This window comes from Streptomyces sp. NPDC048650 (assembly GCF_043199095.1).
In the GTDB taxonomy this organism is placed as follows: Bacteria; Actinomycetota; Actinomycetes; order Streptomycetales; family Streptomycetaceae; genus Streptomyces.
Genome location: NZ_JBICVM010000011.1, coordinates 96,072 through 119,433 on the forward strand (window position 1 = coordinate 96,072; position 23,362 = coordinate 119,433).

General features: G+C 73.8%; 22 protein-coding genes. 9 read left to right on the forward strand and 13 right to left on the reverse strand.

The window, feature by feature from the left end; all coding sequences use genetic code 11:
* Window positions 1-11: 11 nt before the first annotated feature.
* The 7 genes from ACGFML_RS27685 to ACGFML_RS27715 are packed head-to-tail and all read right to left on the reverse strand — an operon-like array spanning window position 12 to window position 6,159.
* Complete coding sequence (locus ACGFML_RS27685; protein ID WP_393548143.1) at window positions 12-794, reverse strand: SDR family oxidoreductase; 783 nt, start codon at window positions 792-794, stop codon at window positions 12-14.
* A 19-nt stretch (window positions 795-813) separates the two neighbouring features.
* On the reverse strand, window positions 814-1,554 hold the full coding sequence (locus ACGFML_RS27690) for an SDR family oxidoreductase (RefSeq protein ID WP_393548145.1): 741 nt from the start codon (window positions 1,552-1,554) through the stop codon (window positions 814-816).
* The gene (locus ACGFML_RS27695) at window positions 1,547-2,068 is read right to left on the reverse strand and encodes a cupin domain-containing protein (RefSeq protein WP_393548147.1); all 522 of its coding nucleotides are present in this window, start codon (window positions 2,066-2,068) and stop codon (window positions 1,547-1,549) included. Before ACGFML_RS27695 ends, ACGFML_RS27690 begins: the two co-directional genes overlap by 8 nt.
* Entirely contained in the window at window positions 2,059-2,880 is an 822-nt protein-coding gene (locus tag ACGFML_RS27700; protein WP_393548431.1) for an alpha/beta fold hydrolase, read from the reverse strand. Before ACGFML_RS27700 ends, ACGFML_RS27695 begins: the two co-directional genes overlap by 10 nt.
* An 8-nt stretch (window positions 2,881-2,888) precedes the next feature.
* A complete protein-coding gene (locus ACGFML_RS27705) occupies window positions 2,889-3,683 on the reverse strand; it encodes an aspartate dehydrogenase domain-containing protein (protein ID WP_393548149.1) in 795 nt (264 codons plus the stop codon).
* The gene (locus ACGFML_RS27710) at window positions 3,680-4,618 is read right to left on the reverse strand and encodes a VOC family protein (protein ID WP_393548151.1); all 939 of its coding nucleotides are present in this window, start codon (window positions 4,616-4,618) and stop codon (window positions 3,680-3,682) included. Before ACGFML_RS27710 ends, ACGFML_RS27705 begins: the two co-directional genes overlap by 4 nt.
* A 17-nt stretch (window positions 4,619-4,635) precedes the next feature.
* A complete protein-coding gene (locus ACGFML_RS27715; protein ID WP_393548153.1) occupies window positions 4,636-6,159 on the reverse strand; it encodes an aldehyde dehydrogenase family protein in 1,524 nt (507 codons plus the stop codon).
* Window positions 6,160-6,490: 331 nt separating this feature from the next.
* Between ACGFML_RS27715 and ACGFML_RS27720 the strand changes: the two genes are divergently transcribed.
* A complete protein-coding gene (locus ACGFML_RS27720; protein ID WP_393548155.1) occupies window positions 6,491-7,891 on the forward strand; it encodes an MFS transporter in 1,401 nt (466 codons plus the stop codon).
* A gap of 34 nt (window positions 7,892-7,925) precedes the next feature.
* Here ACGFML_RS27720 and ACGFML_RS27725 read toward each other — a convergent pair whose 3' ends face one another.
* Window positions 7,926-8,804, reverse strand: coding sequence for a helix-turn-helix domain-containing protein (locus ACGFML_RS27725; protein WP_393548157.1), 879 nt, complete (start codon window positions 8,802-8,804; stop codon window positions 7,926-7,928).
* A 142-nt stretch (window positions 8,805-8,946) separates the two neighbouring features.
* Here ACGFML_RS27725 and ACGFML_RS27730 point away from each other — a divergent pair, with 142 nt between their 5' ends.
* Complete coding sequence (locus tag ACGFML_RS27730; protein ID WP_393548159.1) at window positions 8,947-10,752, forward strand: beta-galactosidase family protein; 1,806 nt, start codon at window positions 8,947-8,949, stop codon at window positions 10,750-10,752.
* A 28-nt stretch (window positions 10,753-10,780) separates the two neighbouring features.
* Here the strand turns inward: ACGFML_RS27730 and ACGFML_RS27735 are convergent, their stop codons facing one another.
* A complete protein-coding gene (locus ACGFML_RS27735; protein WP_393548161.1) occupies window positions 10,781-13,849 on the reverse strand; it encodes an endo-alpha-N-acetylgalactosaminidase family protein in 3,069 nt (1,022 codons plus the stop codon).
* A gap of 424 nt (window positions 13,850-14,273) precedes the next feature.
* Here ACGFML_RS27735 and ACGFML_RS27740 point away from each other — a divergent pair, with 424 nt between their 5' ends.
* Window positions 14,274-14,882 (forward strand): TetR/AcrR family transcriptional regulator, encoded by a 609-nt coding sequence (locus ACGFML_RS27740; RefSeq protein ID WP_393548162.1) that lies wholly within the window; start codon window positions 14,274-14,276, stop codon window positions 14,880-14,882.
* Complete coding sequence (locus ACGFML_RS27745) at window positions 14,882-15,934, forward strand: DMT family transporter (protein WP_393548164.1); 1,053 nt, start codon at window positions 14,882-14,884, stop codon at window positions 15,932-15,934. The genes ACGFML_RS27740 and ACGFML_RS27745 overlap by 1 nt, the downstream gene beginning before the upstream one ends.
* Window positions 15,935-16,000: 66 nt before the next feature.
* On the opposite strand, the gene ACGFML_RS27750 is transcribed toward ACGFML_RS27745, so the two are convergent.
* A complete protein-coding gene (locus tag ACGFML_RS27750; protein WP_393548166.1) occupies window positions 16,001-16,807 on the reverse strand; it encodes a S1 family peptidase in 807 nt (268 codons plus the stop codon).
* A 273-nt stretch (window positions 16,808-17,080) separates the two neighbouring features.
* Between ACGFML_RS27750 and ACGFML_RS27755 the strand changes: the two genes are divergently transcribed.
* Window positions 17,081-17,980: a hypothetical protein gene (locus tag ACGFML_RS27755; RefSeq protein ID WP_393548168.1), complete on the forward strand. Its 900-nt coding sequence runs from the start codon at window positions 17,081-17,083 to the stop codon at window positions 17,978-17,980.
* Window positions 17,981-18,038: 58 nt separating this feature from the next.
* On the opposite strand, the gene ACGFML_RS27760 is transcribed toward ACGFML_RS27755, so the two are convergent.
* On the reverse strand, window positions 18,039-18,734 hold the full coding sequence (locus ACGFML_RS27760; RefSeq protein ID WP_393548170.1) for an alpha/beta fold hydrolase: 696 nt from the start codon (window positions 18,732-18,734) through the stop codon (window positions 18,039-18,041).
* Window positions 18,735-18,824: 90 nt separating this feature from the next.
* Here ACGFML_RS27760 and ACGFML_RS27765 point away from each other — a divergent pair, with 90 nt between their 5' ends.
* Complete coding sequence (locus tag ACGFML_RS27765; protein WP_393548172.1) at window positions 18,825-19,868, forward strand: LacI family DNA-binding transcriptional regulator; 1,044 nt, start codon at window positions 18,825-18,827, stop codon at window positions 19,866-19,868.
* Window positions 19,869-19,877: 9 nt separating this feature from the next.
* Here ACGFML_RS27765 and ACGFML_RS27770 read toward each other — a convergent pair whose 3' ends face one another.
* Window positions 19,878-20,621: an MBL fold metallo-hydrolase gene (locus ACGFML_RS27770; RefSeq protein WP_393548174.1), complete on the reverse strand. Its 744-nt coding sequence runs from the start codon at window positions 20,619-20,621 to the stop codon at window positions 19,878-19,880.
* A 173-nt stretch (window positions 20,622-20,794) separates the two neighbouring features.
* Here ACGFML_RS27770 and ACGFML_RS27775 point away from each other — a divergent pair, with 173 nt between their 5' ends.
* Together ACGFML_RS27775 and ACGFML_RS27780 are read left to right on the forward strand one after the other, a co-directional pair.
* Window positions 20,795-21,280: a hypothetical protein gene (locus tag ACGFML_RS27775; protein ID WP_393548176.1), complete on the forward strand. Its 486-nt coding sequence runs from the start codon at window positions 20,795-20,797 to the stop codon at window positions 21,278-21,280.
* A gap of 126 nt (window positions 21,281-21,406) precedes the next feature.
* The gene (locus tag ACGFML_RS27780; protein WP_393548178.1) at window positions 21,407-21,877 is read left to right on the forward strand and encodes a PPOX class F420-dependent oxidoreductase; all 471 of its coding nucleotides are present in this window, start codon (window positions 21,407-21,409) and stop codon (window positions 21,875-21,877) included.
* A 74-nt stretch (window positions 21,878-21,951) separates the two neighbouring features.
* On the opposite strand, the gene ACGFML_RS27785 is transcribed toward ACGFML_RS27780, so the two are convergent.
* The gene (locus ACGFML_RS27785) at window positions 21,952-22,713 is read right to left on the reverse strand and encodes an ArsR/SmtB family transcription factor (protein ID WP_393548180.1); all 762 of its coding nucleotides are present in this window, start codon (window positions 22,711-22,713) and stop codon (window positions 21,952-21,954) included.
* Between the two features lie 66 nt (window positions 22,714-22,779).
* Between ACGFML_RS27785 and ACGFML_RS27790 the strand changes: the two genes are divergently transcribed.
* Window positions 22,780-23,352, forward strand: coding sequence for a hypothetical protein (locus ACGFML_RS27790; RefSeq protein ID WP_393548182.1), 573 nt, complete (start codon window positions 22,780-22,782; stop codon window positions 23,350-23,352).
* Window positions 23,353-23,362: the final 10 nt, after the last annotated feature.

Consider the following 23,362-nt stretch of genomic DNA (forward strand, 5'->3'; position numbering starts at 1 on the left):
CTCCTCGGTGGTCAGAGAATGCCGCGGCCGACTCCGCCGCAGACGTCGATGCTGCTTCCGGTGATGTAGGAGGCGCGGGGCGAGAGCAGCGTGACGACGGCGTACGCGACCTCCTCGGCCCGGCCCAGGCGCCCCAGGGCGACGCCCCGGTCGGCGGCGAGCTCCGCCTGCCAGTCCTCGTACGGCCGGCCGGGGTCGGCGGCGGCGTGCCGGCGGGTCCACTGGCCGGTGTCGATCAGGCCGAGGCAGACGGAGTTGACCCGGATGCCCTCCGGGGCCAGTTGTGCGGCGAGGGACTTGGAGAGGTTGAGGATGCCCGCGCGGGCGGCGCTCGTGGTGATGAGGCGCGGCTCGGGCTGCTTGGCGAGGACGGCGTTGACGTTCACGACGGACGCCGCGTCCGAGTCCCTCAGATGCGGCCGGGCGGCGGCCAGCGGGTGCAGCACGCCGGCGAACTTCAGCTCGAGTTCGTCGCGCCAGTCCTCGGCGGTGGAGTCGTCGAGGCCCTTCATGCGGGACTGCCCCGCGTTGTTCACGAGTCCGTCGAGGCCGCCGAAGTGCCGGACGGCCGCCCGGGTGAAGTCCCGTACGGCGTCGGCGTCGCGTACGTCGCACGCCCCGGTGAGGAGGCGGTCGCTGCGGAGGTCGGCCACCGCCTCGGCGAGCCGGCCGGCGTCCCGTCCGCAGGTCGCGACCCGCGCGCCCTCCTCGATGAGGGCGCGGACCGTGGCCAGGCCGACGCCCGAGCTGCCGCCGGTGACCAGGACGGTCCGGTCGGCGAGGCCCAGATCCATGATGTGGTGCTCCTGTACGTCAGTTCATGGTGAAGCCGCCGTTGACGGCGATCACCTGTCCGGTGAGGTAGCGGGACTCCTCGTCCAGCAGGAAGGAGAGGAGCCCGGTGAGGTCCTCGGGTTCCTGCGGCCGGGAGACGGCGCGGCCGGTGCGGTAGAGGTCGTGGCGTTCGGTCGGCACGGTCTCGGTGGCCTCGCACTCGGTGAGGCCGGGCGCGAGGGCGTTGACGGTGATGCCCCGGTCGCCCAGTTCGCGGGCCATGGCCCGGGTCAGGGCGATGACCGCGCCCTTGGACGCGATGTAGTGGGCCAGGCGTGGGGAGCCGTAGAGCGCCGCGTCCGAGGCGATGTTGACGATCCGGCCGGTCGGGCCGAACAGCGGGTACAGGGCCTTGGCCACCAGCCAGGGACCTCGGGCGTTGACCGTCATCAGGCGGTCCCACGCCTCGATGTCGATGTCCCAGAACTCCTTGCCGCCGACGCCGTTGGCGAGGGCCGCGTTGTTGACGAGTCCGTGCAGGGGGCCGAGGTCGCGTACGGCGTCGGCGAGTGCGTCCACCGACGCGGGGTCGGCCACGTCGCACCGCACGTGGTGGGCGTCGGCGCCCTGGGCCCGCAGTTCCTCGGCGGCCCGCGCGCCGCGTTCGCTCTCCAGCTCGGCGACGACGACCCGGAAGCCGTCCCGGCCGGCGCGGCGGGCCATGGCGAGTCCCAGGCCGCGGCCCGCCCCCGTGATCACGACCGTGCGCGGGTCAGTCACGGGTGACGCCGTGCATCGGCGAGTGCTCCGGGTACGTCGGCACCTGCGGCTTCTGCGTGCCGATGACGACGCAGAACAGGGCGTCGGTGTCGCCCTCGTTCTTCAGCGAGCGGGCCACGCCGGCCGGGACGACGATCATGTCGCGGTAGCCGAGTGTGCGGTACTCGGCCTCATCGGGGCCCCGGTGGATGCCGACCCGGACGCGTCCCTCCAGGACGAAGAACGCCTCCTCGACGTCGTGGTGGGTGTGTTCGGGGCCCTCGGCGCCGGGCGGCAGCAGCATGTTGGAGAAGGTGAAGCCGCCGGAGGGGAGGATGCGGTTGTCGTTCTCGTGGTTTCCGGTGGCGCCGGAGCCGACGTAGCGGATCTGGCCGCGGCGGTACTGCGGGCCGGCCTTCTCCTGGAAGGAGAGGGTGTCGAAGTCGGCGACGCGCGAGTCCTTGGTGGCGATGAGGGAGTCGGTGTAGCGGGCGAGGTCGCCGCCGTTGTCGTACTCGGTGGTGGTCACAGGCATGGTGTCGGTCCTTCGTCTGCTCGGTTCGGCTGTGTGGTGACGATGTCGAGATGGGACAGGACCCAGGCGTTGAAGCGCTCGGGCTGTTCCTGGTTGGCCAGGTGACCGGCGTCCTTGACGATCACGTAGGCGGTCTTGTGCAGGGCCCCGGCGAGGGCCTGGGCGGCGTCGGTGCCGGTGACGCGGTCCTGTTCGCCGCACAGAACGAGGACGGGTGCGGTGACGGCGGGCAGTTCGGCGCGCAGGTCGGCCGATGCCATGGACTCGGCGGCGTACCCGTAGCCGGGCAGGCGGACGGCGGCGGCCATGGTGTCGACGACGCGCTCCACCAGCTCGGCGGGAGCCCGCTCGGACACCAGCCGCGGGCCGCGCCGCCCGGCGAACGCGCGCGGCCCGAGCCGGGCGAGCTCGGCGGCGCGCGCCCGCATCCCCGACGCCTTCGCCGGATCCGTCCCGGAGCCCGGGCTGGCATCGGCCACGACGAGCGAGTCGACGAGATCCGGGTGGCGGGTGGCGAGCCGCAGCGCGATGACGCCGCCCCAGGAGACGCCGAGGACATGCGCCGACGCACCGTACGCGCGGATCACCTCGGCGGCGGCGTCCGCATAGCCGTCGAGGTCCAACGGGCCCTGCGGGTCGGGGGATCTGCCGTAGCCGGGCGCGTCCCAGGCCACCACCCTCAGCTGTGCGCGGAGTCCGGCGAGCTGCGGGGCGAAGGCGGCCGACGACGAGCCGATGCCGTGCAGGCACAGCAGCAGGGGGCCGCTCTCGCCCGCCTCCGCCACATGCAGGGCGCCGCCGGGGGCGTTCACGGACGCGGTCACAGGATCTGCCCCGTCCGCCCGGCCAGCGCGTGCAGCGAGCGCAGCACCGCGTACGGCACGACCTGGCTGGTCGCCGGGTTGTCCGGGTCGGGCAGATGCGCGACCTCGAAGCGGTACGAGCCGTGCGCGCCGGACGCCTCGACGACGTGCCGGGTGTGCCCGGCGCCCGGATCGGCGACGACCCGCACCCGCACGGCGTCCAGGTCGCCGACGGCGAGCGCGACCGAGGCCGCGACATTGGTCGACCTGGGGAACTTCGCGGGCACGTCGCGCGCGGTGCCGGCCATGACCTCGACGGGGCCGCGCGCCGCCCGCAGCCGTGTCAGCAACTCCTGGTCCATCCAGGGTTGTTCGAGCGTGCCGGGCAGTTTGGTGGTGGTCAGGCGTACGTCGTCCAGGGGGCCCAGGGACCGTACGGCCTGGAGCAGGTCGAGGCCGCCGACCGCGCCGCCCGTGAAGTACACCCGGCCGGGGCCGGCCGAAAGGAGCCGCTCGGCCAGCTCCGGGTCGGTCAGTGCACCGGTCGAGGCGATCAGCAGATCGGTCCCGGAGGTGAGGACGCGCTCGCCCCATTCCCGTACGACGCCCTGCCCCGCGGCCTCCACGATCAGGTCGCAGCGGTCGAGGGCGTCCTCGAAGGGGACCTGCGGTGCGGGGGCGGCCTCGCCGAGCGGCCGGTTGTCGACGATGCACGTCAGTTCGGCGCCGGGGACGTTCCGTTCGCTCAGCGCGGTGCCGACGACCCGGCCGATGGCGCCCCAGCCGACGAGTCCCACCTTCAGCGTGCTCATGCGGGGACTCCTTCGGCGTCGGCGGGGGCCTGCACCGGACTGCCGTCCGCGGTGCCCGCCATGTGGCGGCGGATGAGAGGTGACGGCGCGCCCGCGGTGCCCCACAGGTCGGACAGCTCCGGGACCCGCCGCCACACCCTGGCGATCCACCGGTCCTCCTCGACCTGCGCGACCTCGGAGGTGTACTCGCAGACGAGGCCGGTCGGGTCGGTGAAGTAGGAGAAGGTGTTGTTGCCGGGGCCGTGCCGCCCCGGGCCCCACTGCGGGACGACCCCGTGGTGGCGAAGGCGCCCGAGGCCGCGCATGAAGTGGTCGACCGAACTCATCTCGTACGCGACGTGGTTGAGGGAGACCCACGCGGCCTGGTGGAAGGCGATGCAGTGGTGGTCGGCGTTGCAGCGCAGGAACGCCATCTGGTGCTCGGACCAGTCGGAGACGCGCAGGCCGAGCACGTCGCGGTAGAAGGCGACCGACGCGTCGATGTCGGTGGTGTTGAGGACGGCGTGCGTGACGCCCACGGGGACGGCGCCGTCGCGGCCACGGGGCTCGACCGCCCAGGTGTGCGCGGACAGTTCGATGAGCCGGCCCTCGTGGTCGGTGAAGCGGAGGCCGTAGCCGCCGCCGACCTGGTCGAGCGGCCCCGGTCCGGTGACCGGGGCGATGCCGCGGGCTTCGAGGCGCCGGGCGGCCTCGTCGACCTCCGCCGGGGTGGCGACGGCGAACGAGAGCCGGCCGAGGCCGGTCCGGTCGGAGCGGGTGAGGTGGAGGGCGTGGTGCTCGGGGCCGGTGCCGCGCAGCCAGCTCGCGCCGTGCTCGGACTCGACGACCTCCAGGCCCCAGGCGTCCGCGTAGAAGTCGGTGGCCCGGGCGAAGGAGGGGGTGAGCAGCTCGACGGAGCGCAGGGCGCGCAGCCGGGCGATCGGGGGACGGTGCATCGGGTTCTCCGGGGGTGTCAGTGGGCCCAGGGCAGCGGGGCGTGGGAGGTGCCCCAGTACAGGGACTTCTGGCGCTGGTAGGAGCGGAAGCCGACCGGGCCCTTCTCCCGGCCCAGGCCGCTGTCCTTCATGCCGCCGAAGGGCGTGGAGATGCTGAACTGCTTGTACGTGTTGATCCAGACGGTGCCCGCGTCGACGCGGCGCGCGATCCGCCACGCGGCCCGGTGGTCACGGGTCCAGATGCCGCAGGCCAGGCCGTAGACCGAGGCGTTGGCCTGGCGTACGAGGTCGTCCTCGTCGTCGAAGGGCAGGGCGACCAGGACCGGGCCGAAGATCTCCTCCTGGCAGGTGCGTGCGGAGTTGGGCAGGCCGTCGAGGACGGTGGGCAGGTAGTACGCGCCGGCCGCGTACTCGGGGCCCTGGGGCGCGGCGCCGCCGCACAGCACCCGCGCGCCCTCCTCGCGCGCCAGGTCGACGTACGCGGCGACCGAGTCCCGGTGCTCGTGGTGGACGAGCGGGGCGACCTGTGTGTCGGAGGCGGTGCCCGGGCCGACCCGCAACGCCTTGACGCGTGCGACGAGCTCCGCCAGGAACTCGTCGTACAGCGCGCGGGCCACGAACAGCCGTGACCCCGCGATGCAGGACTGCCCGCTGGAGGAGAACACCCCGAACATCACCCCGGCCAGGGCCTGTTCGACGTCGGCGTCCGCGAGCACGACCGTCGGCGACTTGCCGCCGAGTTCGAGCGAGAGGGGCATGAGCTTCTCGGCGGCGGCGTGCGCCAGGGTCCGGCCGGTCGCCGTGCCGCCGGTGAAGGTGACCTTGCCGACGCGCGGGTCGCGCACGATCGCGTCGCCGATCAGGCTTCCGCGGCCGGGCAGGACCGACAACAGGGCGGTGGGCAGGCCGAGTTCGGTCAGCGCGGTGGTGACGAGGCGGCCGAGCGCGAGGGAGACGAGGGGGGTCCACTCGGCGGGCTTGAGCAGGACGGCGTTGCCGCCCGCGAGGGCCGGGGCGAGCTTCTGGGCGTCGCCGGCGAGCGGTGAGTTCCACGGGTTGATCGCGCCGACGACGCCGATCGGCTCGTACACGCTCATCGTCACGTAGGGGCCGCGCGAGGGCGTGAGCGCCTCCTCGGCGGTCTCCAGCGCGGCGGCGGTGTAGCGGAAGGTGCCGGCGGCGCTGGCGACGAGGGCGCGGGTCTCGGTGAGCGCCTTGCCGGTGTCCGCGGTCTGGAGGGCCGCGAGGTCCGCGGCCCGGGCGTCGATCGCGTCGGCGATGCGGTGCAGGAGCCGGGCGCGGTGGTGGGCGGGCAGTGCGCGCCAGGCGGGGTCGGCGGCCGCCCGGGCGGCGCGGCGGGCGGCCTCGTCGACGTCGGCGGTGTCCGCGGCGGTCAGGACGGCGAGGGTGCGGCCGGTGGCGGGGTCGGTGGTCTCGAACGGATCGCCGCCGCCGCGCCGCCATTCCCCCGCGACGAGTATCCGGTCCGGGGTGGATTCCGGTGCGGGCACCGGAGCCTGCACCGGCTGCTCGACGGTCATCGGCGGCCTCCTGACGGTGGGTCGATCGGGCGGGGCGAGTGGGCACACGGGCCGGGCGGCGGTGCCCGCCGGTGCCGGAAGCCGCCCTAATTGCTTCAGCGCCAAGAATCTAAGCACTTAATTATTTTCTGACAAGAGCCGGACACGGAAAAAGTTCGGTTGGTCAAACCCTTGACGACCACACCCCTCGGGTCGGTAGAACTTAAGCCCTTAGAAACTTTGCGCTTATGGACGGGACACCGAGCGAACTTCCGACGGCCTGGCCCCGCACCCCCCGCGCCCCTCCCCCCGTCCCTCACCCGCCGCTCGCGCGGGTCTGGAGGAATCCCGGATGAGCCTCGACACCTCCCCGGACCGCGACGCCGGCGCCACCCGCGCCGCCATCGCGGCCCGCTTCGAACGCCTCCCGCTGTCGCGCTGGCACGTCACCGTCCGCGTCGTCATCGGCGTGGTGACCTTCTTCGAAGCCTTCGACCAACTACTGATCGCCTACGCGATGCCCCAGCTGCGCCAGGAATGGAGCCTGTCGACGGCGGAGTCCACCCTGGTCCTGACCATCGGCTCGGCCGGCATGCTGATCGGCGCGCTGTTCTCCGGGCGGGCGGCGGACCGCATCGGCCGGGTCAAGGTCATCGCCCTGTGCATCGGCGCCTCCGGCGTGGCCTCGCTCGCCCTGGCCGCCAGCCCCGCGCCCGGCACCTTCATGCTGCTGCGGTTCGTGCAGGGACTGGCCATCGGCGGCGAGGTGCCGGTGGCGGCCACCTTCATCAGCGAGATCACCCGCAGCCACGGGCGCGGCCGCTTCGTGCTCCTCTACGAACTGGTCTTCCCCGCCGGGCTCACCGTCGGCGCGCTGTGCGCCGCGTGGGTCGTGCCCCTGCTCGGCTGGCGCTGGATGTACGCGCTGGCCGCGGCGCCCGGAGCGCTGTGCTTCCTGGTGCGGCGGACGGTGCCGGAGTCGCCGCGCTGGCTGGCCGATCGCGGACGGACGGCGGAGGCGGCGGCGACGATGGACCTGATCGAGGCGAAGGTGGCGGCCGCGACGGGGCGGCCGCTGCCACCCGCGCCGGCCCCCGCGGCGGCTGCCCCTCCCCCGCCCTCCCCGACCGCCGCCTCCGGCCTGCGCGCACTGTTCACCGGCCGCTGTCGCCGCCGCACCCTCGTCGTGGGCACCTTGTGGTTCACCGGCTACTTCGTGAACTACGGCATCACGTCCTGGCTCCCGACGATCTACGGCACCCGCTTCGGCCTCTCGCTGCCGAACGCGCTGCTGTGTTCGACCGTCACCTCGGTCGCCGGACTGCTGGGCTGTCTGCTGGCCGCGCTCACCGTCGACCGGATCGGCCGGCGCCGCGTCTTCGCCCTCTTCCTGGGCGGCGCGGCCGCGGTCCTCCTCGTCCTCGCCGCGCTCGGGGCCCGAACCCCCCTCCAGGTGCTGGTGTGGACCTCGCTGGCCGCGGTGTGCTTCTTCGGCTCCAACATCTGTCTCTACCTCTACACACCGGAGCTGTACCCGACGCGGATCCGAGCCCTGGGCTGCAGTGTCGGCGGCGCCCTCAACCGGGTCGGCGTGATCCTCGGGCCGATCGTGGTCGGTGCGGTCCACGCCACCGCCGCCGGGCTGCCGGGCGTCTTCGCGATGCTCGGCGGGGTCGCGCTGCTGGGGGCGCTGGTGGCCGCCGGGTTCTGCGAGGAGACGGCGGGACGGACGCTGGAGGAGGTCTCGCCCTGAGGTCCGCCGGCGCGCGCACCCGCCCCGGCGTCCCTCACCCGCCGACCAGCGGCGGGTTGTCCGGGTCGGGGATCTGCGTGGACCAGCCGCCCGGGACGCTGCGGGACTGCCGGTCGCGGAAGCGCACCGGCGCCGTGCCCACCCGGCGGGCGAACAGGCGGCTGAAATAGGCGGGATCGTCATAGCCGACCCGGCGGGCCACCGCGGCGACCGGCAGTTCGGTGGCGACCAGGAGCTCCTTGGCCCGACCGAGCCGGATGCCCAGGAGGTAGTCCTTGGGGCTGCAGCCGGCGCCCCGGCGCACCGCGGTGCGCAGTTCGGCCGGGGTCATGCCGTGCCGGGCGGCGTGTTCGGCGACCGACAGCGGCAGGAAGGCGTCGCGGGCCAGGGCCTGCAGGACCGGATCGCCGTCGGCGTCCGTATCGGCCCGCGCGCGGCGCAGCACCACGAGGAGTTCGTGGACGGCGGCGGAGGTCTCGACCTCCAGCAGGGGATTGCCGCGCCGGGCCGCCCGCGCGATCCGGCCGACCGCGGCGCGGGCCTGGGCGGTGTCGGCGAGCGGTACCAGCGGGCGGTCCGGCTCGATGTAGCCGAGCTCGGTGTAGGTGGTGGCGGCGGCCCCGGCGAAGTCGACGAAACTCTCGTCCCAGCCGGTTTCCGGATCGGCGCCGTAGTGGTGCGGCACGCCCGGGATGATCCACAGCAGTGCGGGCGCGGTCACCGTCCGGCGGCGGCCGTCCGGGCCGGTGAACCAGCCGCGGCCGGCACTGATCACGATGGCGACGTGGTGGTCGAGGGTGCGGGGCCCGACCGTCGGCAGGGTGCCGTGCTGGAGCCCGACGCCCAGGCACACCAGTCCCAGCCGGTGGTGGACCGGGCTCGGGGTGAAGTACCGCATCCAGGTGTGGTACACGCCGTGCCTCCCGTCGCCTGCGTGCTGCCGCCGCCGCTCCGTCCAATCAACGCCGATCTTTGTCCATGGACCGCCGCGCCGCCAGAGGGCGAGGGTGACCGGTGACCGGACACACCAGGGGTGGCGGCGAGGGCGGGGAGACGTGGCGCAGTTCGAGGTGGGCGAGCGGGACTTCGTGCGGGACGGGCGGCCGGTGCGGCTGCTGTCCGGAGCACTGCACTACTTCCGGGTGCACGAGGCGCAGTGGGGCCACCGGCTGGCGATGCTGCGGGCGATGGGCCTGAACTGCGTCGAGACGTATGTGCCGTGGAATCTGCACGAGCCGCGGCCCGGCCGCTTCCACGACCCCGAGGCGCTGGGGCGCTTCCTGGACGCGGCGCAGGCGGCGGGGCTGTGGGCGATCGTCCGCCCGGGGCCGTACATCTGCGCGGAGTGGGAGAACGGCGGGCTGCCTCAGTGGCTGACGGGGTCGCTGGGGCGGCGGGTGCGGACCCGGGACCCGGCGTATCTCCGGGCCGTGGACGCCTGGTTCGCGCGGCTGCTGCCGCAGGTCGTGGCGCGGCAGTGCACCGAGACCTCGGGGCCCGGCGGACCGGGCGGCGGCCCGGTGATCATGGTGCAGGCGGAGAACGAGTACGGGTCGTACGGCAGCGACCACGTGTATCTGGCGCACCTCGCCGACCGGTTGCGGTCGCTGGGCGTCCGGGTCCCGCTGTTCACCTCGGACGGGCCCGAGGACCACATGCTCACCGGCGGCTCGATCCCCGGCGTGCTGGCCACCGTCAACTTCGGCTCCGGGGCCCGGGAGGCGTTCGCCACGCTGCGCCGGCACCGGCCGCAGGGACCGTTGATGTGCATGGAGTTCTGGTGCGGCTGGTTCGCGCACTGGGGGCGGCGGGCCGAGCCGCGTGCGCCGCAGGACGCCGCGGCGGCGCTGCGCGAGATCCTGGAGGGCGGCGGCTCGGTCAACCTCTACATGGCCCACGGCGGCACCAGTTTCGGCGGCTGGGCGGGTGCGAACCGCGCGGGTGACCTGCACGACGGGGCGCTGCTGCCCACGGCCACCTCCTACGACTACGAGGCGCCGATCGACGAGCGGGGCCGCCCGACGGAGAAGTTCTGGCGGTTCCGGGAGGTGCTGGCCCCGTACGCGGACGGCCCGCTGCCGGCGGTCCCGCAGCCGCCGCCGGTACTGGCCGCGCCGGTGCGCGCGGTGGTCGGGGAATGGGCGCCGGCCGCCGAGGTGATGGACGCACTGGGCGGGCCGGAGGTCACGGCGGGCGGCCCGGCGACGTTCGAGGAGCTGGGCGTGGACCGGGGCGTGGTCCGCTACCGCGTCGAGGTACCCGGCCCGCGCGGCCCGTACCCGCTGCGGGTGCGCGGGCTGCGGGACCGGGCGGTGGCGTATGTCGACGGGGTGCGGGTGGCCGCCCTGGACACCGAGGACGCCCTGGTCGGGGAGGTGTGCGGGCCCGCTTCGGTGGAACTGTGGGTGGAGTCGCTGGGCCGGGTCAACTACGGTCCGCGGCTGGGCGAGCCCAAGGGCGTCACCGGGGGCCTGCTGCACGAGCGGCAGTATCTGCACGGGGTCCGGGCACGCGGGCTGCGGCTGGCCGACGTGGCGACGGCCGAGGTGCCCTTCGGGCCGGTGGACGGGGACGGGCGGCCGGGCCTCTACCGCGGCACCCTGCCCCTCGGGGCCCGCCCCGGCGACGCCGAGCTCGCGCTCCCGGGCTGGACCCGCGGCTTCGCCTGGGTCAACGGCTTCTGCCTGGGCCGCTACTGGGACGTGGGCCCGCAACGCACCCTGTTCGTGCCGGGCCCGGTGCTGCGCGAGGGTGACAACGACCTCCTGGTCTGGGAACTGGAGGGCGCCCCGCCCCTGGTGGGGACGGCGGAGGGGACGCCCGGACTGTATCCCTGCGCACCGCCGCACCCGCAGGGGTGAGGCCGCGCCCAGGGATCACGGACACCCCCTAGAGCTCCCGCACCTCGAAGGAGTCCAGCACGAACTCCGCCTTCCCGTCGTCCCCGACCTTGCGCAGTCCCACCCATGCCTCGCCGCCCGCCGGTGCGGTGAAGTCGTAGGTGTGGCCGGCCGGCCGGGTGGCGACGGGCAGCGGGGTGCGGCTCAGCTCGCGGGCCCCGGGCTCGTCGACGGCGGTGACCCAGGCGTACTGGCCGGCCTTCTCGTTCTCGTAGCGGAGGGTGACGCGGTAGCGGCGGCCCGCGGCGAAGCGGACGGTGTGGGCGACCGTGCGGTAGACCAGACCGCTGTTCTCGCCGCGCGACTTGAGCGATTCGGTGCCCTCGATGACGTCGTCGATCGCCTTGCCGTTCCAGCCGCGCTGGGTGAACGGCGCGTGCCGCTGGGCGATATGGGTGCGGGGGTCGTTGACGTCGCCCGCATCGCCCTTGACGAACGCGCCCCAGCCCTGCGGCACCTGCGCGAAGTCCTCGTAGCACACGGTGCCCTCACGGACGCTGCGCACGGCGGGGACGACCCGTACGTTGTCGAACCGCACACGCGCCTTGCCCGCCGCCGCCGTCAGGGCGAGGGTGACCGGGCCGCCGCCCTCGGGGACGGTGAAGAAGGTGAACAGACGCTGGAAGCGGGTCGTGGACTTGCGGTCGGCGGCGACGTAGTTGACGGCGGTGGAGGTCTCGGTCCAGTTGGCGGCCCGGACGCCGTCGGCGGTCGTCACCTCCAGTCCGGCGCGCCGCCGCTCCCCCGCCTCGGCCCCGACCTCGACCTGTACGGAGGCGGCGTAGCCGCCGGGGGCGAGCCGGGCGAGTCGCTGGGCGACGGTGGCCGCGGCGCCCGCCGGGACGACCAGTTCGTAGTCGCCCGGACCGCTGAGTTCGACCGAGGCCGGCCCGGTCACCTGCCAGCCGTCGAGGGCGGCCGCGTGGAAGCCGGGGTCGGTCACGGGTGTGCCCTCGCCCCAGCCGGGGCCGCCCTGTGCGGGGGCCTTGGTGCGGTGGACGACGTACGCGGTGCCGGCCTCGGCGGTCAGGGTGATCCGTCCGCCGCTGACCGGGATCCGGGTCTCCTGGGTGCGGCCCTGGTCGGTGAGCCGGTAGGCGTACACCGCGCCGCCGCCGGACCAGTCGCGCGGGAGCTGCCAACTCGTCTTCCCGCCACGGGGGTTGTAGTGGTAGAGCTTGTCCGGGTCGGTGGCCCGCCGGGGTTCCCAGGGCAGGAGGTAGGCGCCGTCGTCGTAGACGAGGCGCCCGTCCGTGGTGATCTTCCGGGTGCCGTCCGCGTCGGTCACGGAGGTCCTGGTGGGGCCCTCGAAGGTGATCTCGTGCGCGCCCCAGGTGCTGATCGGGTACGCCTGGAGGTATTTGGCGGGCAGCGCATCGGTCCAGATGATCTTGTGGAAGGCGTGCCAGTCGGTCTTGCCGACCCAGCCCTCGAAGTTGCCCATCCGCCCGCAGCCCAGCAGCGTGGGCCACTTGTCGGCGAAGACGTCCTTGTGGTGGTTGCGCAGGAAGCGGATCAGCCGGGAGTTGATGCCGCGGGAGGTGTCCGGGCCGTAGTCGGTCTCGTTGGCCCAGTGCGACCACAGCGAGGAGCGCTCCAGGCCGTGTCCCCATTCGCTGGCGACCTGCCATCCCTGGTCGCGCAGATGCCGCTGGAGACGGTCGGAGTTCCAGCCGGATTCGCGGAAGACGTCGAGGTAGACGGTGTTCAGCGCCGGGTCGGTCTCCTTGCGCAGCTGCGCGAAGCGGCGGGCGATGTCGCCGGAGACCAGGTCGCGGCGGGCGTCGATGCGGTAGGACTGGTCGAGCCAGTCCCACTGCTCGTCGTCCTTGTCGACCAGCGTGTCGGAGAAGGCATGCGCCACCGGGTAGGACTCGGTGGCGTTGACGTGGACGGCGAAGTCGCTGTTCCACTTCTTTCCCGCCCGGACCAGGGCGTTGAGGTCGGCGAGGCCGCCGGCCCGCTTGTTGTAGTTGCCGCCGTAGTCCGGGTGCGCGGAGTCGTGCCCTTCGGACTGGTAGCCCTTGACCAGCGTGAACTGCCGCAGGCCGTCGGTGGCCAGGGCGATCCGCTTGACGTTGTCGAGCGCGGCCAGGAAGGGGGTGGTGGCCTGGCTGGCGAAGTTGTACGGGATGTGCGGGACGACCCGCAGATGCTGCTCGTCGGCGCCCAGCGGCACGACCATGACGTCGCGCAGCGCGATGGCGCCGTCCTGCCAGTCGGCCGTGCCGTCGCCGTTGCGGTCCCGGGTGACGACGACGGTCGCGTACGGCAGCGGGTCGGTCGCGTCCAGGGGCTGGCCGGCCGCCCGGTGGGTCCACTGACCGCAGGACAGCTGTGCCTTGACGAAGCCGTCGCCGCGGACGGTCTGGCGCCACAGTCGCCCGTTCTCCCAGGTCGTGGCTCCGGCGGGCTTGTCGTAGACGGTGTTGGTCTCGAGGCCGGCGGCCAGCGCTCCGGTGGCGACGACGGCGTAGGCGCATCCGGTGGGCGCGGCCTCGACGGGTGTGTCGTCGGTGACCTCGATCAGGGTGTCGCCGCTCTTGGCCCGGTCCAGGTCGATCCGGGCGGCCAGCAGCGTGGCGCCGGGCTGGTCGCTGCGGACGCTCAGCAGCGCGAGGTCGGGAATCTGGAGGGTGCCGACCCGCAGCGCGGCGGTGTCCGCGATACCGGTGACCCGCCAGGTGACCTGCCGGTCCTCGACGGCTATCTCGACGGTGATCCGGGTGCCGCCGTCGAAGGCGAGGGTGTAGGCGGCGCGGTCGGCGCGGGCCCGGTGGGTGACCTTCGGGGTGCGGGCGGTGCCGTCGATGAGGACCTGGGTGACGGCGGTCTCCTGACCGTGCAGGACGTGGCCGGTGCCGCGGTCGGTGTAGGAGACGATGCGCGGGAAGGCCGTGTCGACCCGGACCTCCAGTGCGTCGGAGCGCAGCACGGCCTCGGCGGCGCGGGGCGCGGCAGCGGCGGGGTGCGCGCCGAGCGGGAGCGCCGTGGCGGCCCCGGCGAGCGCGGTGGCGGCGACGACCTTTCTGCGGCTGGGCCCTGACTGTTCGTTCACGCGCACTGTCCTCCTTCGCACCTGCACTGCCTGTCGCCGGACAGCGTGCGGTGCGGGCCGGGCGGGCGCCTATGGACAAAGGAGGGACAGGACTTGGACTAACGGGCGGCGGGCGCGCCCGGCCCCGACCTCCGGTCGCCGGTCCGATGCCGCACAAGAGGCATCGCGCCCGGTGTACCCGTGGATCCGACCGGCGGAGTTCACCGGAGGTCACACCCCGCGCAGGGGTCCTGGACCCGACCGGGATCCGCGAAACCCCACCCGACTCACCGACCCGGCCCGTCGAGCCCCGGTCCCGGTCGTACGGCCCCTAGCTCTCCGGTCGCTCGGCAGACGCGCTCGCCGTCGGGCCGAAGCTCCGCCCGGAGTGCGGACGACCGGATATTAGGTAGACTGACCTACCTAATATCGGAAAGGGAGCGTGATGAGCGATACCGGTGCTGCGGCCACACCACCCAGGAGGCGGCGCGGGAGCGCACGCGAGCGGCTGCTCGTCGCCGCGGCGCGCCGCTTCTATGCGGACGGCGTGGCGGCGACGGGGATCGACACGATCACCGCCGAGGCGGGCGTGGCGAAGATGAGCCTGTACAACAACTTCTCCTCCAAGGCCGATCTGGTGATGGCCTACCTCGACGCGCGGCACGAGGAGTGGCTGGGCCTGTACCGGCGGCGACTGGAGGGGGTCGAGGACGGGCGCGGCGGGGTGCTCGCCGTCTTCGACGCGTACGCCGATCACGCGGCCTTCGCCTATGAGCACGGCTTCCGTGGGTGCGGTCTGCTGAACGCGGCTGCCGAGCTGCCCGCCGGCGACGAGGGGCGGGCCGTGGTGCGCCGGCACAAGGAGGACGTCGAGTCCCTGCTCGCCGGGCACCTCGAGGACGTGCTGCCCGGACGGCCCGAGGACGCGCGCGCGGTGGCGGAGCATCTGGCGTTCCTGCTGGAGGGCGCGGTGGCACGCGCCGGGCTGGAGGGCGCGGGTACCCGTCTGGAGCATGCGCGGACGATGGCGGCGGATCTGATGGACCGACTGTGATGCGGCCCCCCGGACGGGCGGTCGGCCCGGCGGCCGTGGGGTCGCTGTACGTGCTCGTGGCGTCGGTGCTGTGGGGCACCACAGGCACCGCGGCGACCTTCGCCCCGGCGGTGGGGCCCCTCGCGATCGGCGCCGTCGCCATGGGCCTGGGCGGACTGCTGCAGGCCCTGATCGCCGCCCCCCGTATCGCCCGGGAAGCGTCCGGGCTGCGTGCGCAGCGCGGCGTGGTGCTGCTCGGCTCGGTGGCGGTGGCGGTCTACCCGGCGGCGTTCTACGGCTCGATGCACCTGGCCGGGGTCGCCGCCGGGACGGTGGTCTCGATCGGCTCGGCCCCACTCGCCTCGGCGCTGATCGAACGCGCCGTGGACGGGCGCCGCCTGACGCGCCGCTGGATGCTCGGCGCCGCCCTGGGCCTGTCCGGGACGGTGCTGCTGTGCGCGGCCGAAGCGGCCACGTCGCACTCCGCCGGGGCGGCTTCCGCGCGGTCGGCCGTGCTCGGCGTGGGGCTGGGCCTGGTGGCCGGGCTGACCTATGCCCTGTACTCCTGGGCGGCACACCGGCTGATCGGCCGCGGTGTCTCCTCCGGCGCGGCGATGGGCAGCGTCTTCGGGCTGGGCGGGGTACTGCTCGTGCCCGTGCTGCTGGCCACCGGCGCCCCGCTCCTCAGCTCCTGGTCGAACGCGGCCGTCGGCGCCTACCTGGCCCTGGTGCCCATGTTCATCGGCTACGTCCTGTTCGGCCGGGGCCTGGTGCACGTCCCGGCGAGCACCGCGACCACGCTCTCCCTGCTGGAACCCGCCGTCGCCGCCGTGCTGGCCGTGCTGGTTGTCGGCGAACGTCTGCCGCTGCCGGGATGGGCCGGCATCGCCCTCGTCGTCGGCGCTCTCGTCGTACTCTCCACGCCGCCGCGGAAGGCACGCCGGCCGCGAGCGGTCGCCCCGAGGCCCGACGCCGGCACCGAGGGACGCGGCACAACCCGGCCCCGCCGCACTCCGGCCCAGGACACCGGGCCGTCCGTACCCACCGAGCCCGGGCAGGTCCCCGCGAGCTGACGGTCCCACGGCGCGACGGCGCGGGGTCCGGGGCGCGCGCCCCGGACCCCGCACAGGTGGTCGCGGTCAGCCGCCCAGCTTGTCGGCGCCCGCCTTGATGTCCTTGGCGAAGGTGCTCACCTCGCTGTAGACACCGGGCTTGCCGGGCCGTGCGCAGCCCTCGCCCCAGGAGACGATGCCGACCTGGAGCCAGGCCCCGGCGTCGTCCTTGCGGAACATCGGGCCGCCGGAGTCACCCTGGCAGGTGTCGATGCCGCCGGTGTCCAGCTTGCCGGCGCAGATCTCGTCGCCCGGCGTCAGCTGGTCGCCGTACGCCTTCTGGCAGGCGGCGTCGTCGACGAACGGGACGGTGGCCTTGAGGAGGTAGCGCTGCTGGTCGCCGCCTTCCTTGTCGGCCCCCCAGCCGGCGATGGTGAAGTCGCCGCTGTTCAGCTTGTCGTCCTCGGCGATCTTCAGGGTGGGCAGGTCTATCGCCTTGTCGAGCTTGATCAGGGCCCAGTCCTTGCCCTTGCCGTTGTAGCCGGGCGCCTGGAGGACCTCGGTCGACTTGGCGGTGACGGCCTTCGAGTCCTCCAGGTCGACCACGCCGGCGGTGGCGGTGATGGAGGTGTTCGGGCCGCTGCCGTCGACGCAGTGAGCGGCGGTGAGCACGATGTTCTTGGCGTAGAGCGCGCCGCCGCAGCCCATCGACAGGCGCACCATGAAGGGGAATTCCCCCTGGTCGGCCTTGGTGCCGCCGACGACCTTGGTGTGGCTGCCACCGTTGTCCGGTGCGGGGTGGGCGGAGGCGGAGACGGCCTGGAGGCTGAAGGCGGCGAGGGCGACGGCGCCGACGGCGGTGGCTCTCTTGAGGTGCTTCAGGTGGGGGCGCAACGGGCTTCCTTTCGTGGGGGGTTGCACGTTGATGACGAGCCCATGCCAACACCGGAGCCGGACGTGGCCGCCGCAGAGATGACGCGGAAGAAGGCAGCACGCCGCGAGGCGTCCGAACCCAGTGGGGGATGAGTCCGTAAAGCGCCCTGTGATTATGTGGAGCGAGCGTTCAGAGAACAAGAGTGCGCATCCGGCCAACTGCCTTGCCCCTTGCGCCACTCACACCACGTACAGCCCATACCGGACGAACCCCACCGCCCGTACAGTGGCCGGGTGGCAACGGACGACAGGGCGATCGCGCACGGTTTTCCGCATCTCGACACGGTGCGTTCGGCCCTCACGGCGCTCTTCACACGGCTGTCGTACGACACGGTGAGCACCTTCGACACCAGCGTGCTGCCCGTCGACGTCGCCTTCGACGACACCGAGGACATCCACCTGGGAGCCCAGCGGGTGGCCCACACCATGGTGCGCCACCTCCATCTGCCGGACGCCCGCGTCATCGTCTCCTTCCGCGAGATGGAACACGCCGCGAACGTCGAACTGACCGCGGGACCCGAGTACTTCATCGAACTCAACGAGCGCTTCGTCACCCACCGCAAGGACATCGGCGCCGCGCTCGCCCACGAGGTGACACACGTCTGTCTGCACCGTCTGGACCTGGAGTTCCCCGGCACCCGCGACAACGAGATCCTCACCGACACCGCCGCCACCTACCTCGGCGCGGGCTGGCTGCTGCTGGACGCCTACCGCGAGCACGGCCCGTTCTCCCAGAAGCTGGGCTATCTCACGCCGGAGGAGTTCGGCTATGTCCTCGCCCGGCGCGCGGAGTTCTTCGGTGAGGACCCCGCACCGTGGTTCACCAGCCCGCAGGCGTACGACGCGTACACGAAGGGCGCGGCACGGGCCCGCGAGGACGCCCGCCGCCCGCCGCTGGCCGCGGCCGGCTGGGCCGCCCGCCTGCGCTATGCCAAGGACCGCCGCCTGGCCCGGAGCGCCGACCGCACCGGCCCCTCCCGCACCTCCGCCGACGGCTACCGCTTCGAGGGCTCCGCACCGCTGCGGGTGTCCTTCCCCTGCCCGGTCTGCCACCAGCGGATCCGCGTGCCCGTCCGCGGCCGGCTCCGGGCGCGCTGCGGGCTGTGCCGGACGGTGTTGGACTGCGACACCTGAGGCACCGGCGGGGCCGGAGCCCGGGGTGGGGTGACCGGCCGGCGCCGCCGGGCACCGGTCAGACCCAGCCCTCCAGCCCCGTCATGAACCCCTCGAAGTCGTCGCGGTGAATGGTGTGGCCCGCGCCCGCCACCGTGCGCACCTCGAAGCCGCGGGTGCGCAGCTCCTTGGCCGCCTCCCGGGTGAAGAGGAACCCCTCCCCCGCGATCTGCACCAGGGACGGGACGAGGGGCCGCTCCGGCGTACGGTCCACCAGGTGCGCGCCGGAGAGGGCGAGGGCGGTGCCGGTGTCCCAGTCGGCGACGGTGGCCAGTTCGAGGTCGATATCGGCCTCGTCCCAGCGGGGGTTGAAGCCCCGGATCATCTCGCGCCCGGCCCTCTTGAACGACAGGAAGACGGCCGGGTCCACCACCTGGCCCGAGCCGCCGAGCGCCCACGCCGGGTCGCTGTAGACCGCGCGCCGCGGCCGCAGTCGCGCCACGGCGAGGGACAGCGCGAGACCGCCCAGCGAATGCCCCAGGGCCAGTTCCGCGTCGGCCGGGAGCGTGTCCACCAGGTCCTCGGCGTACATCTCGACGCCGTATTCCCCGCGCGGACTGCGGCCGTGGCCGCGCAGATCGACGCCGATGACGCGGTACCCCCGGTCGGCGAGGGCCGGGCCGACCCGGTGCCAGGTGCGGTGGTCCGACATGATCCCGTGGACCAGCAACGCGATCCGGCCCCCGGTGCCCCACTCATGGGTATGCAACTGCATGCGCCGAGGTTACACGTGTCAACCGTGTCGCGACGGTGCCCCGGGCCCACCGCGCGGCGCACAAACCCCTGTGCGAGGATGCCCGGCAGCATGACTGACGCAGCCGGGCCGCAGGCCCTCCCAACACCCCCGACCAGCGCGGCCGTTGCGCGCCGCGCCGGGGTGTCGCGCGCGACGGTCTCCTACGTCCTCAACGGCCAGGCCGCCGGGCGTGTCGGCGCCCGGACCCAGGCCAAGGTCCGGGCCGCCGCGGAGGAACTGGGGTACGTCCCGCACGCCGCGGCCCGCAGCCTGCGGGCCGGACGGGGCAGCATCGTCCTCCTGGCCGCCCCCGCCGACGCGGTCCCCGCCTTCGGCCCCCTCTTCAGCTCGTTCCTGGCCGGCTTCCAGAGTGCGCTGCACGCGCTCGGCTACACCGGCGTCCTGCACGGCGCGCCCGCCGCCCGACCGCTGGAGGCCGTCCGCGCCTGGGCCGAACTGCGCCCGGCCGCCGTGATGACCCTGCACGGACCGCCCCTGGACGCCGACGCCGTAGCGCTCCTGCGCCGCTCCGGTACCGCCGCCGTCCTCACCCACGGCCCGCCCGGCACCCCCGGCGCCCACACCCTCCTGCTCGACCAGCACGAGGCGGGGGTGCGGGCCGGCGGCCACCTGCTCGGCCGCGGCCGCCGCCGGATCGGCGTGGTCCGCCCCGCCGAACCCGGCCTCGCGCCCTTCGCCGAACCCCGTCTGGCGGGCGTACGCACCGCGGCCCGGGACTGCCCCGGCGCCGAGGTGCGCCCCCTCGACCTGGCCCTCACCGAGGAGTCCGCCTCCCGGCTCGCCGGGAGATGGCCCGGTCTGGGGTTGGACGCGGTGTTCGCGTACAACGACGAGTACGCCATGCTGCTGGTGCGCGCCCTCCAGGACGCGGGCCACACCATCGGCGGCGGACCCGGGGACATCGCCGTGGTGGGGGCCGACGACCTGCTGCTGGGGCGGCTGCTGCGGCCCCGGCTGACCACGGTCCGCGCGGAGATCATCCCGCCGGAAAGGGTCGCCGGGCTGGTCGGCCGACTGATCCGCGAGCCGGGCACCGCGCCCGCGGTCCACCGGCTGGGCACCTTCCACCTCGAGGCCCGCGAGTCGGGCTGACGCCGTACCTCAGCGCCAGTCCCGCTCCGGCACCGCCGCCGCCAGCACCGCTCGCGCGTCGTCGCGGATCGGTCCGCCGTGCGGGACGCACACCGTGTCGACGTCCGGCAGGGCCGCCAGCCGACGGAACGACGCGACGGCCGCCTCCCGGTCGACGTTGAACGGGCCGAGAACCGCCTGCCGGCCGTCGGGGTCGGCGCCGATGACGTCCCCGGGGAAGAGCAGGCGGCTCTCGGGGAGGTGCAGGGCGATGCCACCGGGGGTGTGGCCGGGGACGTGGAGCACCCGGACCGGCTCCGGCCAGCCGGGCAGGGTGTCGCCGTCGTGGAGCTCGGTGTCCACCCCGACCGGCGCCGCGGGCGGGACCCGGGCGGCGGCGAACTCCGCCATGATCCCCTCGTGCAGCGGACGTTCCCGCTCGGTCAGCCGGGGCGGGGGCTCGGCGGCGGTGCCGCGGATGACCGGGGCGTCCAGGGCGCCGGCCAGGACGCGGGCGCCGGTGGCGGCGACCAGGTCGGCCGCCGAGCCGATGTGGTCCAGGTGGGAGTGGGTCAGCAGGATCTGCCGCAGCGCCTGCGGTCGGCCGCCGAGACGGGCCAGGGCGTCGAGGACGGCGGGGGCGGACCCGGGGACACCGGTGTCGACCAGTGCGTAGCCGTCCTCGGGGAGGGCGACGACATACACGTGTCCCACGGCGAACGGGAGTTGCCAGGCGCCCGGGGCGATCTCGACGAGTGCGTCGCGTGGTTCCATGCCCCGGACGCTAGCCGTCGCCCGATGCACCGGGCCGGGATTGCGCCGACGGCGGACGGCCGTACACGGGAGGCCGCCGCCGTGCCCGGGGACGTACGGCGGACCGCTCGCTCAGAAGGGGGGAACCCGGCCGCCCGCCGCCACGTCACATCCGTGACCCGAGGAGGCATGTCATGCGAGGAACGCTCACCCCCCACCGTACGCTCGCCACCGTGCTCGCGATGGCGACGGCCGGTACCGTCGCGCTGACCGGTTGCGCCAAGGACACCCAGCGGGTGGCGGCCGATCCGCCGGCGAAGAAGGCGGACGCCTTCGAGAAGCGGGCGGACCAGATAGTGCGGGACTGGCCGAAGGTCTCGCCGGTCAAGGGCCGGCACGAGGCGGTGCTGCCGCTGGTCTCGGCGGAGCGCCCCAAGGCCGACGGGGCACGGGAGATCACCGTGACGGTCGGGCACAGCGCCTGTGACGCCCACTTCGGCGCGCGCAAGCACGAGGCGAAGGGGATCGTGGTGGTCTCCGGCTGGGGCAAGAAGAAGAGCGCCAAGGGCATGTGCACCGAGCAGCTGGCCACGGACAAGGTGAAGCTGACGCTGGACAAGGCCCTGGACGGGCGCAAGGTGGTGGACGCGGCCACCGGCAAGCAGTTGTCGGCCGGGTGAGAGCCCGATGCCCGGGGCCGGCCTCGGCCCCGGAGCGCGCGACACGGCCCGGACGAGTGAGTCCGAAGTCCCGTCGCCCGCCCGAGGGAAGGCGGGACTTCGGACTCGCTCATCTAGGCTCGCGGTATGAGTCCTTCCGTTGCCCGCAACACCCGTGTCGAGCTGCCCGAACTCCTGGAGTTCGTCCGCCCCCGTCACCGTGCGATCCTGCTGACCCGCCGCTCCGACGGCACCTCGCAGGGCTCGCCGCTGACCTGCGGCGTGGACGACTCCGGGCGTCTGGTGATGTCGACGTATCCCGAGCGCGCCAAGGTCCGCAACGCCCGGCGGGTGGCGTCGGTCAGCGTGATCGTCCTGTCGGACGACTGGAACGGCCCGTGGGTGCAGATCGACGGCGAGGCCGAGGTGATCGACGCGCCGGACTCGGTCGAACCGCTGGTGGAGTACTACCGCAACATCGCCGGTGAGCACCCGGACTGGGACGAGTACCGGGCCGCCATGCGCAAGCAGGGCAAGTCGCTGATCCGCGTCACCCCGCTGCGGTGGGGGCCGGTCGCCACGGGCGGCTTCCCGGCCCGGCCGGCCGACGACGCGTAGCCGGGCCGGGCGCGCGGCGCCAACGGGCCCGGCCCGCCCCGCCGTTGACGGTCCGCGCCGAGCCGGCGCTGCGGTCAGGAGCGGGGCGCCGGGAGCGTCAGGGACGGCGTCAGCGCTCCGTCGGGCAGGGCGAGGTGGTCGCGGAAGGCCGCGCGGCCCGCTTCGGTGACGGTGAGGATGCGGGTGGTGGGCGCCTTGACGACCCATTCGTGGTCCAGCGCGTGGCGGTAGAGGGCGGCGCCGACCGCACCGGAGAGGTGCTGGCGGCGCACCGTCCAGTCGAGGCAGGTGCGGACGTGGGCCCGGTGGGCCACGGAGGGGCAGGTGTCGGGGACGCCGAGGGCGGTCAGCCAGCGGGTGCCGGCGGCGGTGAGGACGAGGCCGTAGTCCCGGGCCAGCAGGCCGCGCCGGGCCATCGCGTCGGCGATCGCCACGCCGAGCCCGCCCGCGATGTGGTCGTAGCAGGTCCGGGCGTGGTGCAGGGCCTTGCGGTGGTTGGCCTCGACCAGCGAGCGGACCGGGACCCGCCGGTAGGGCGCGAGGCCCGCGAGGTTCTCCAGCGCTTCGGCGGTGTCCGGTCCGGCGAGCCGGACGTAGCGACGGCGGCCCTGCCGTTCCTCGGCCAACAGGCCGCCCGCCACCAGCAGGTTGAGGTGCTCGGTGGCGGTGGAGGGCGCCACGGCGGCGTACTCGGCCAGCTCACCCGCCGTCCAGGTGCCGCCGTCCAGCAGGGCCATGCAGATGGCAACACGGGTGCGGTCCGCGAGCAGTTGCGCCAGGGCCGCAACGTCAGGGCTTTCCACTGTGCTTTCCTGGTCGACATCCCATCGGTTCATGTGCAGAGAGTAATCTCTTGTTGCACTTCGGTGAGCACCGAATCGTCCGGCTTCTATCCTCAAGGCATGGAAGGCGTGTGGGAGAAGAACAGTTCCAGCGCGCCGGCGGTGCTGTCCACGGAGAATGACGACGGGACGTTTGCGCTGGTGACGTTGCGGATCCGATGGGAACTCGGCCCGGTGGTGTGCGTATCGCTGCCCGCGCGCGGCCGTACCGCCCGCAATCTCGCGGTGCGCCCGGATGTGGTCTTCAACCTCCCCCAGGCCCCGGGCCCGGCCGAGGAGGAGACCTGCCCCGGCCCGGGTTCACCGGACGCGCCCTGGACCGAGCCGTCGGAGCTGGTCCGCCCGCCGCGGCTGCTGAACTGCCCGGTCCAGCTGGAGGCGCGCCGGGTCGGTGAACCGACCGTGCTCGAGGGGGCCTGGACGCAGATGGAGGCCCAGGTGCTGCGGGTGCACGCCGACCCCCGGTGGGTGCTGCCGCTGGGCGACCAGCGGATCGACCTGTCGGCCTGGCGCCCGCCGGTGCACGACTTCCGCCCCGCTCCCGCCCCGTCGCCGCGGGCCGTGCCGGCGCCGGCACGGGAGTTGGCACGGCAGCTGGGCCGGCGCTTCCCCGACGAACGGGACGGCTGGTAGCGGCGATCGG

Coding starts and splice junctions, on each gene's coding strand:
- ACGFML_RS27685 (WP_393548143.1), bottom strand. CDS start 794: ATGGATCTGGGCCTCGCCGACCGGACCGTCCTGGTCACCGGCGGCAGC.
- ACGFML_RS27695 (WP_393548147.1), bottom strand. CDS start 2,068: ATGCCTGTGACCACCACCGAGTACGACAACGGCGGCGACCTCGCCCGC.
- ACGFML_RS27705 (WP_393548149.1), bottom strand. CDS start 3,683: ATGAGCACGCTGAAGGTGGGACTCGTCGGCTGGGGCGCCATCGGCCGG.
- ACGFML_RS27710 (WP_393548151.1), bottom strand. CDS start 4,618: ATGCACCGTCCCCCGATCGCCCGGCTGCGCGCCCTGCGCTCCGTCGAG.
- ACGFML_RS27715 (WP_393548153.1), bottom strand. CDS start 6,159: ATGACCGTCGAGCAGCCGGTGCAGGCTCCGGTGCCCGCACCGGAATCC.
- ACGFML_RS27720 (WP_393548155.1), top strand. CDS start 6,491: ATGAGCCTCGACACCTCCCCGGACCGCGACGCCGGCGCCACCCGCGCC.
- ACGFML_RS27740 (WP_393548162.1), top strand. CDS start 14,274: ATGAGCGATACCGGTGCTGCGGCCACACCACCCAGGAGGCGGCGCGGG.
- ACGFML_RS27745 (WP_393548164.1), top strand. CDS start 14,882: ATGCGGCCCCCCGGACGGGCGGTCGGCCCGGCGGCCGTGGGGTCGCTG.
- ACGFML_RS27760 (WP_393548170.1), bottom strand. CDS start 18,734: ATGCAGTTGCATACCCATGAGTGGGGCACCGGGGGCCGGATCGCGTTG.
- ACGFML_RS27765 (WP_393548172.1), top strand. CDS start 18,825: ATGACTGACGCAGCCGGGCCGCAGGCCCTCCCAACACCCCCGACCAGC.
- ACGFML_RS27770 (WP_393548174.1), bottom strand. CDS start 20,621: ATGGAACCACGCGACGCACTCGTCGAGATCGCCCCGGGCGCCTGGCAA.
- ACGFML_RS27775 (WP_393548176.1), top strand. CDS start 20,795: ATGCGAGGAACGCTCACCCCCCACCGTACGCTCGCCACCGTGCTCGCG.
- ACGFML_RS27780 (WP_393548178.1), top strand. CDS start 21,407: ATGAGTCCTTCCGTTGCCCGCAACACCCGTGTCGAGCTGCCCGAACTC.
- ACGFML_RS27785 (WP_393548180.1), bottom strand. CDS start 22,713: ATGAACCGATGGGATGTCGACCAGGAAAGCACAGTGGAAAGCCCTGAC.
- ACGFML_RS27790 (WP_393548182.1), top strand. CDS start 22,780: ATGGAAGGCGTGTGGGAGAAGAACAGTTCCAGCGCGCCGGCGGTGCTG.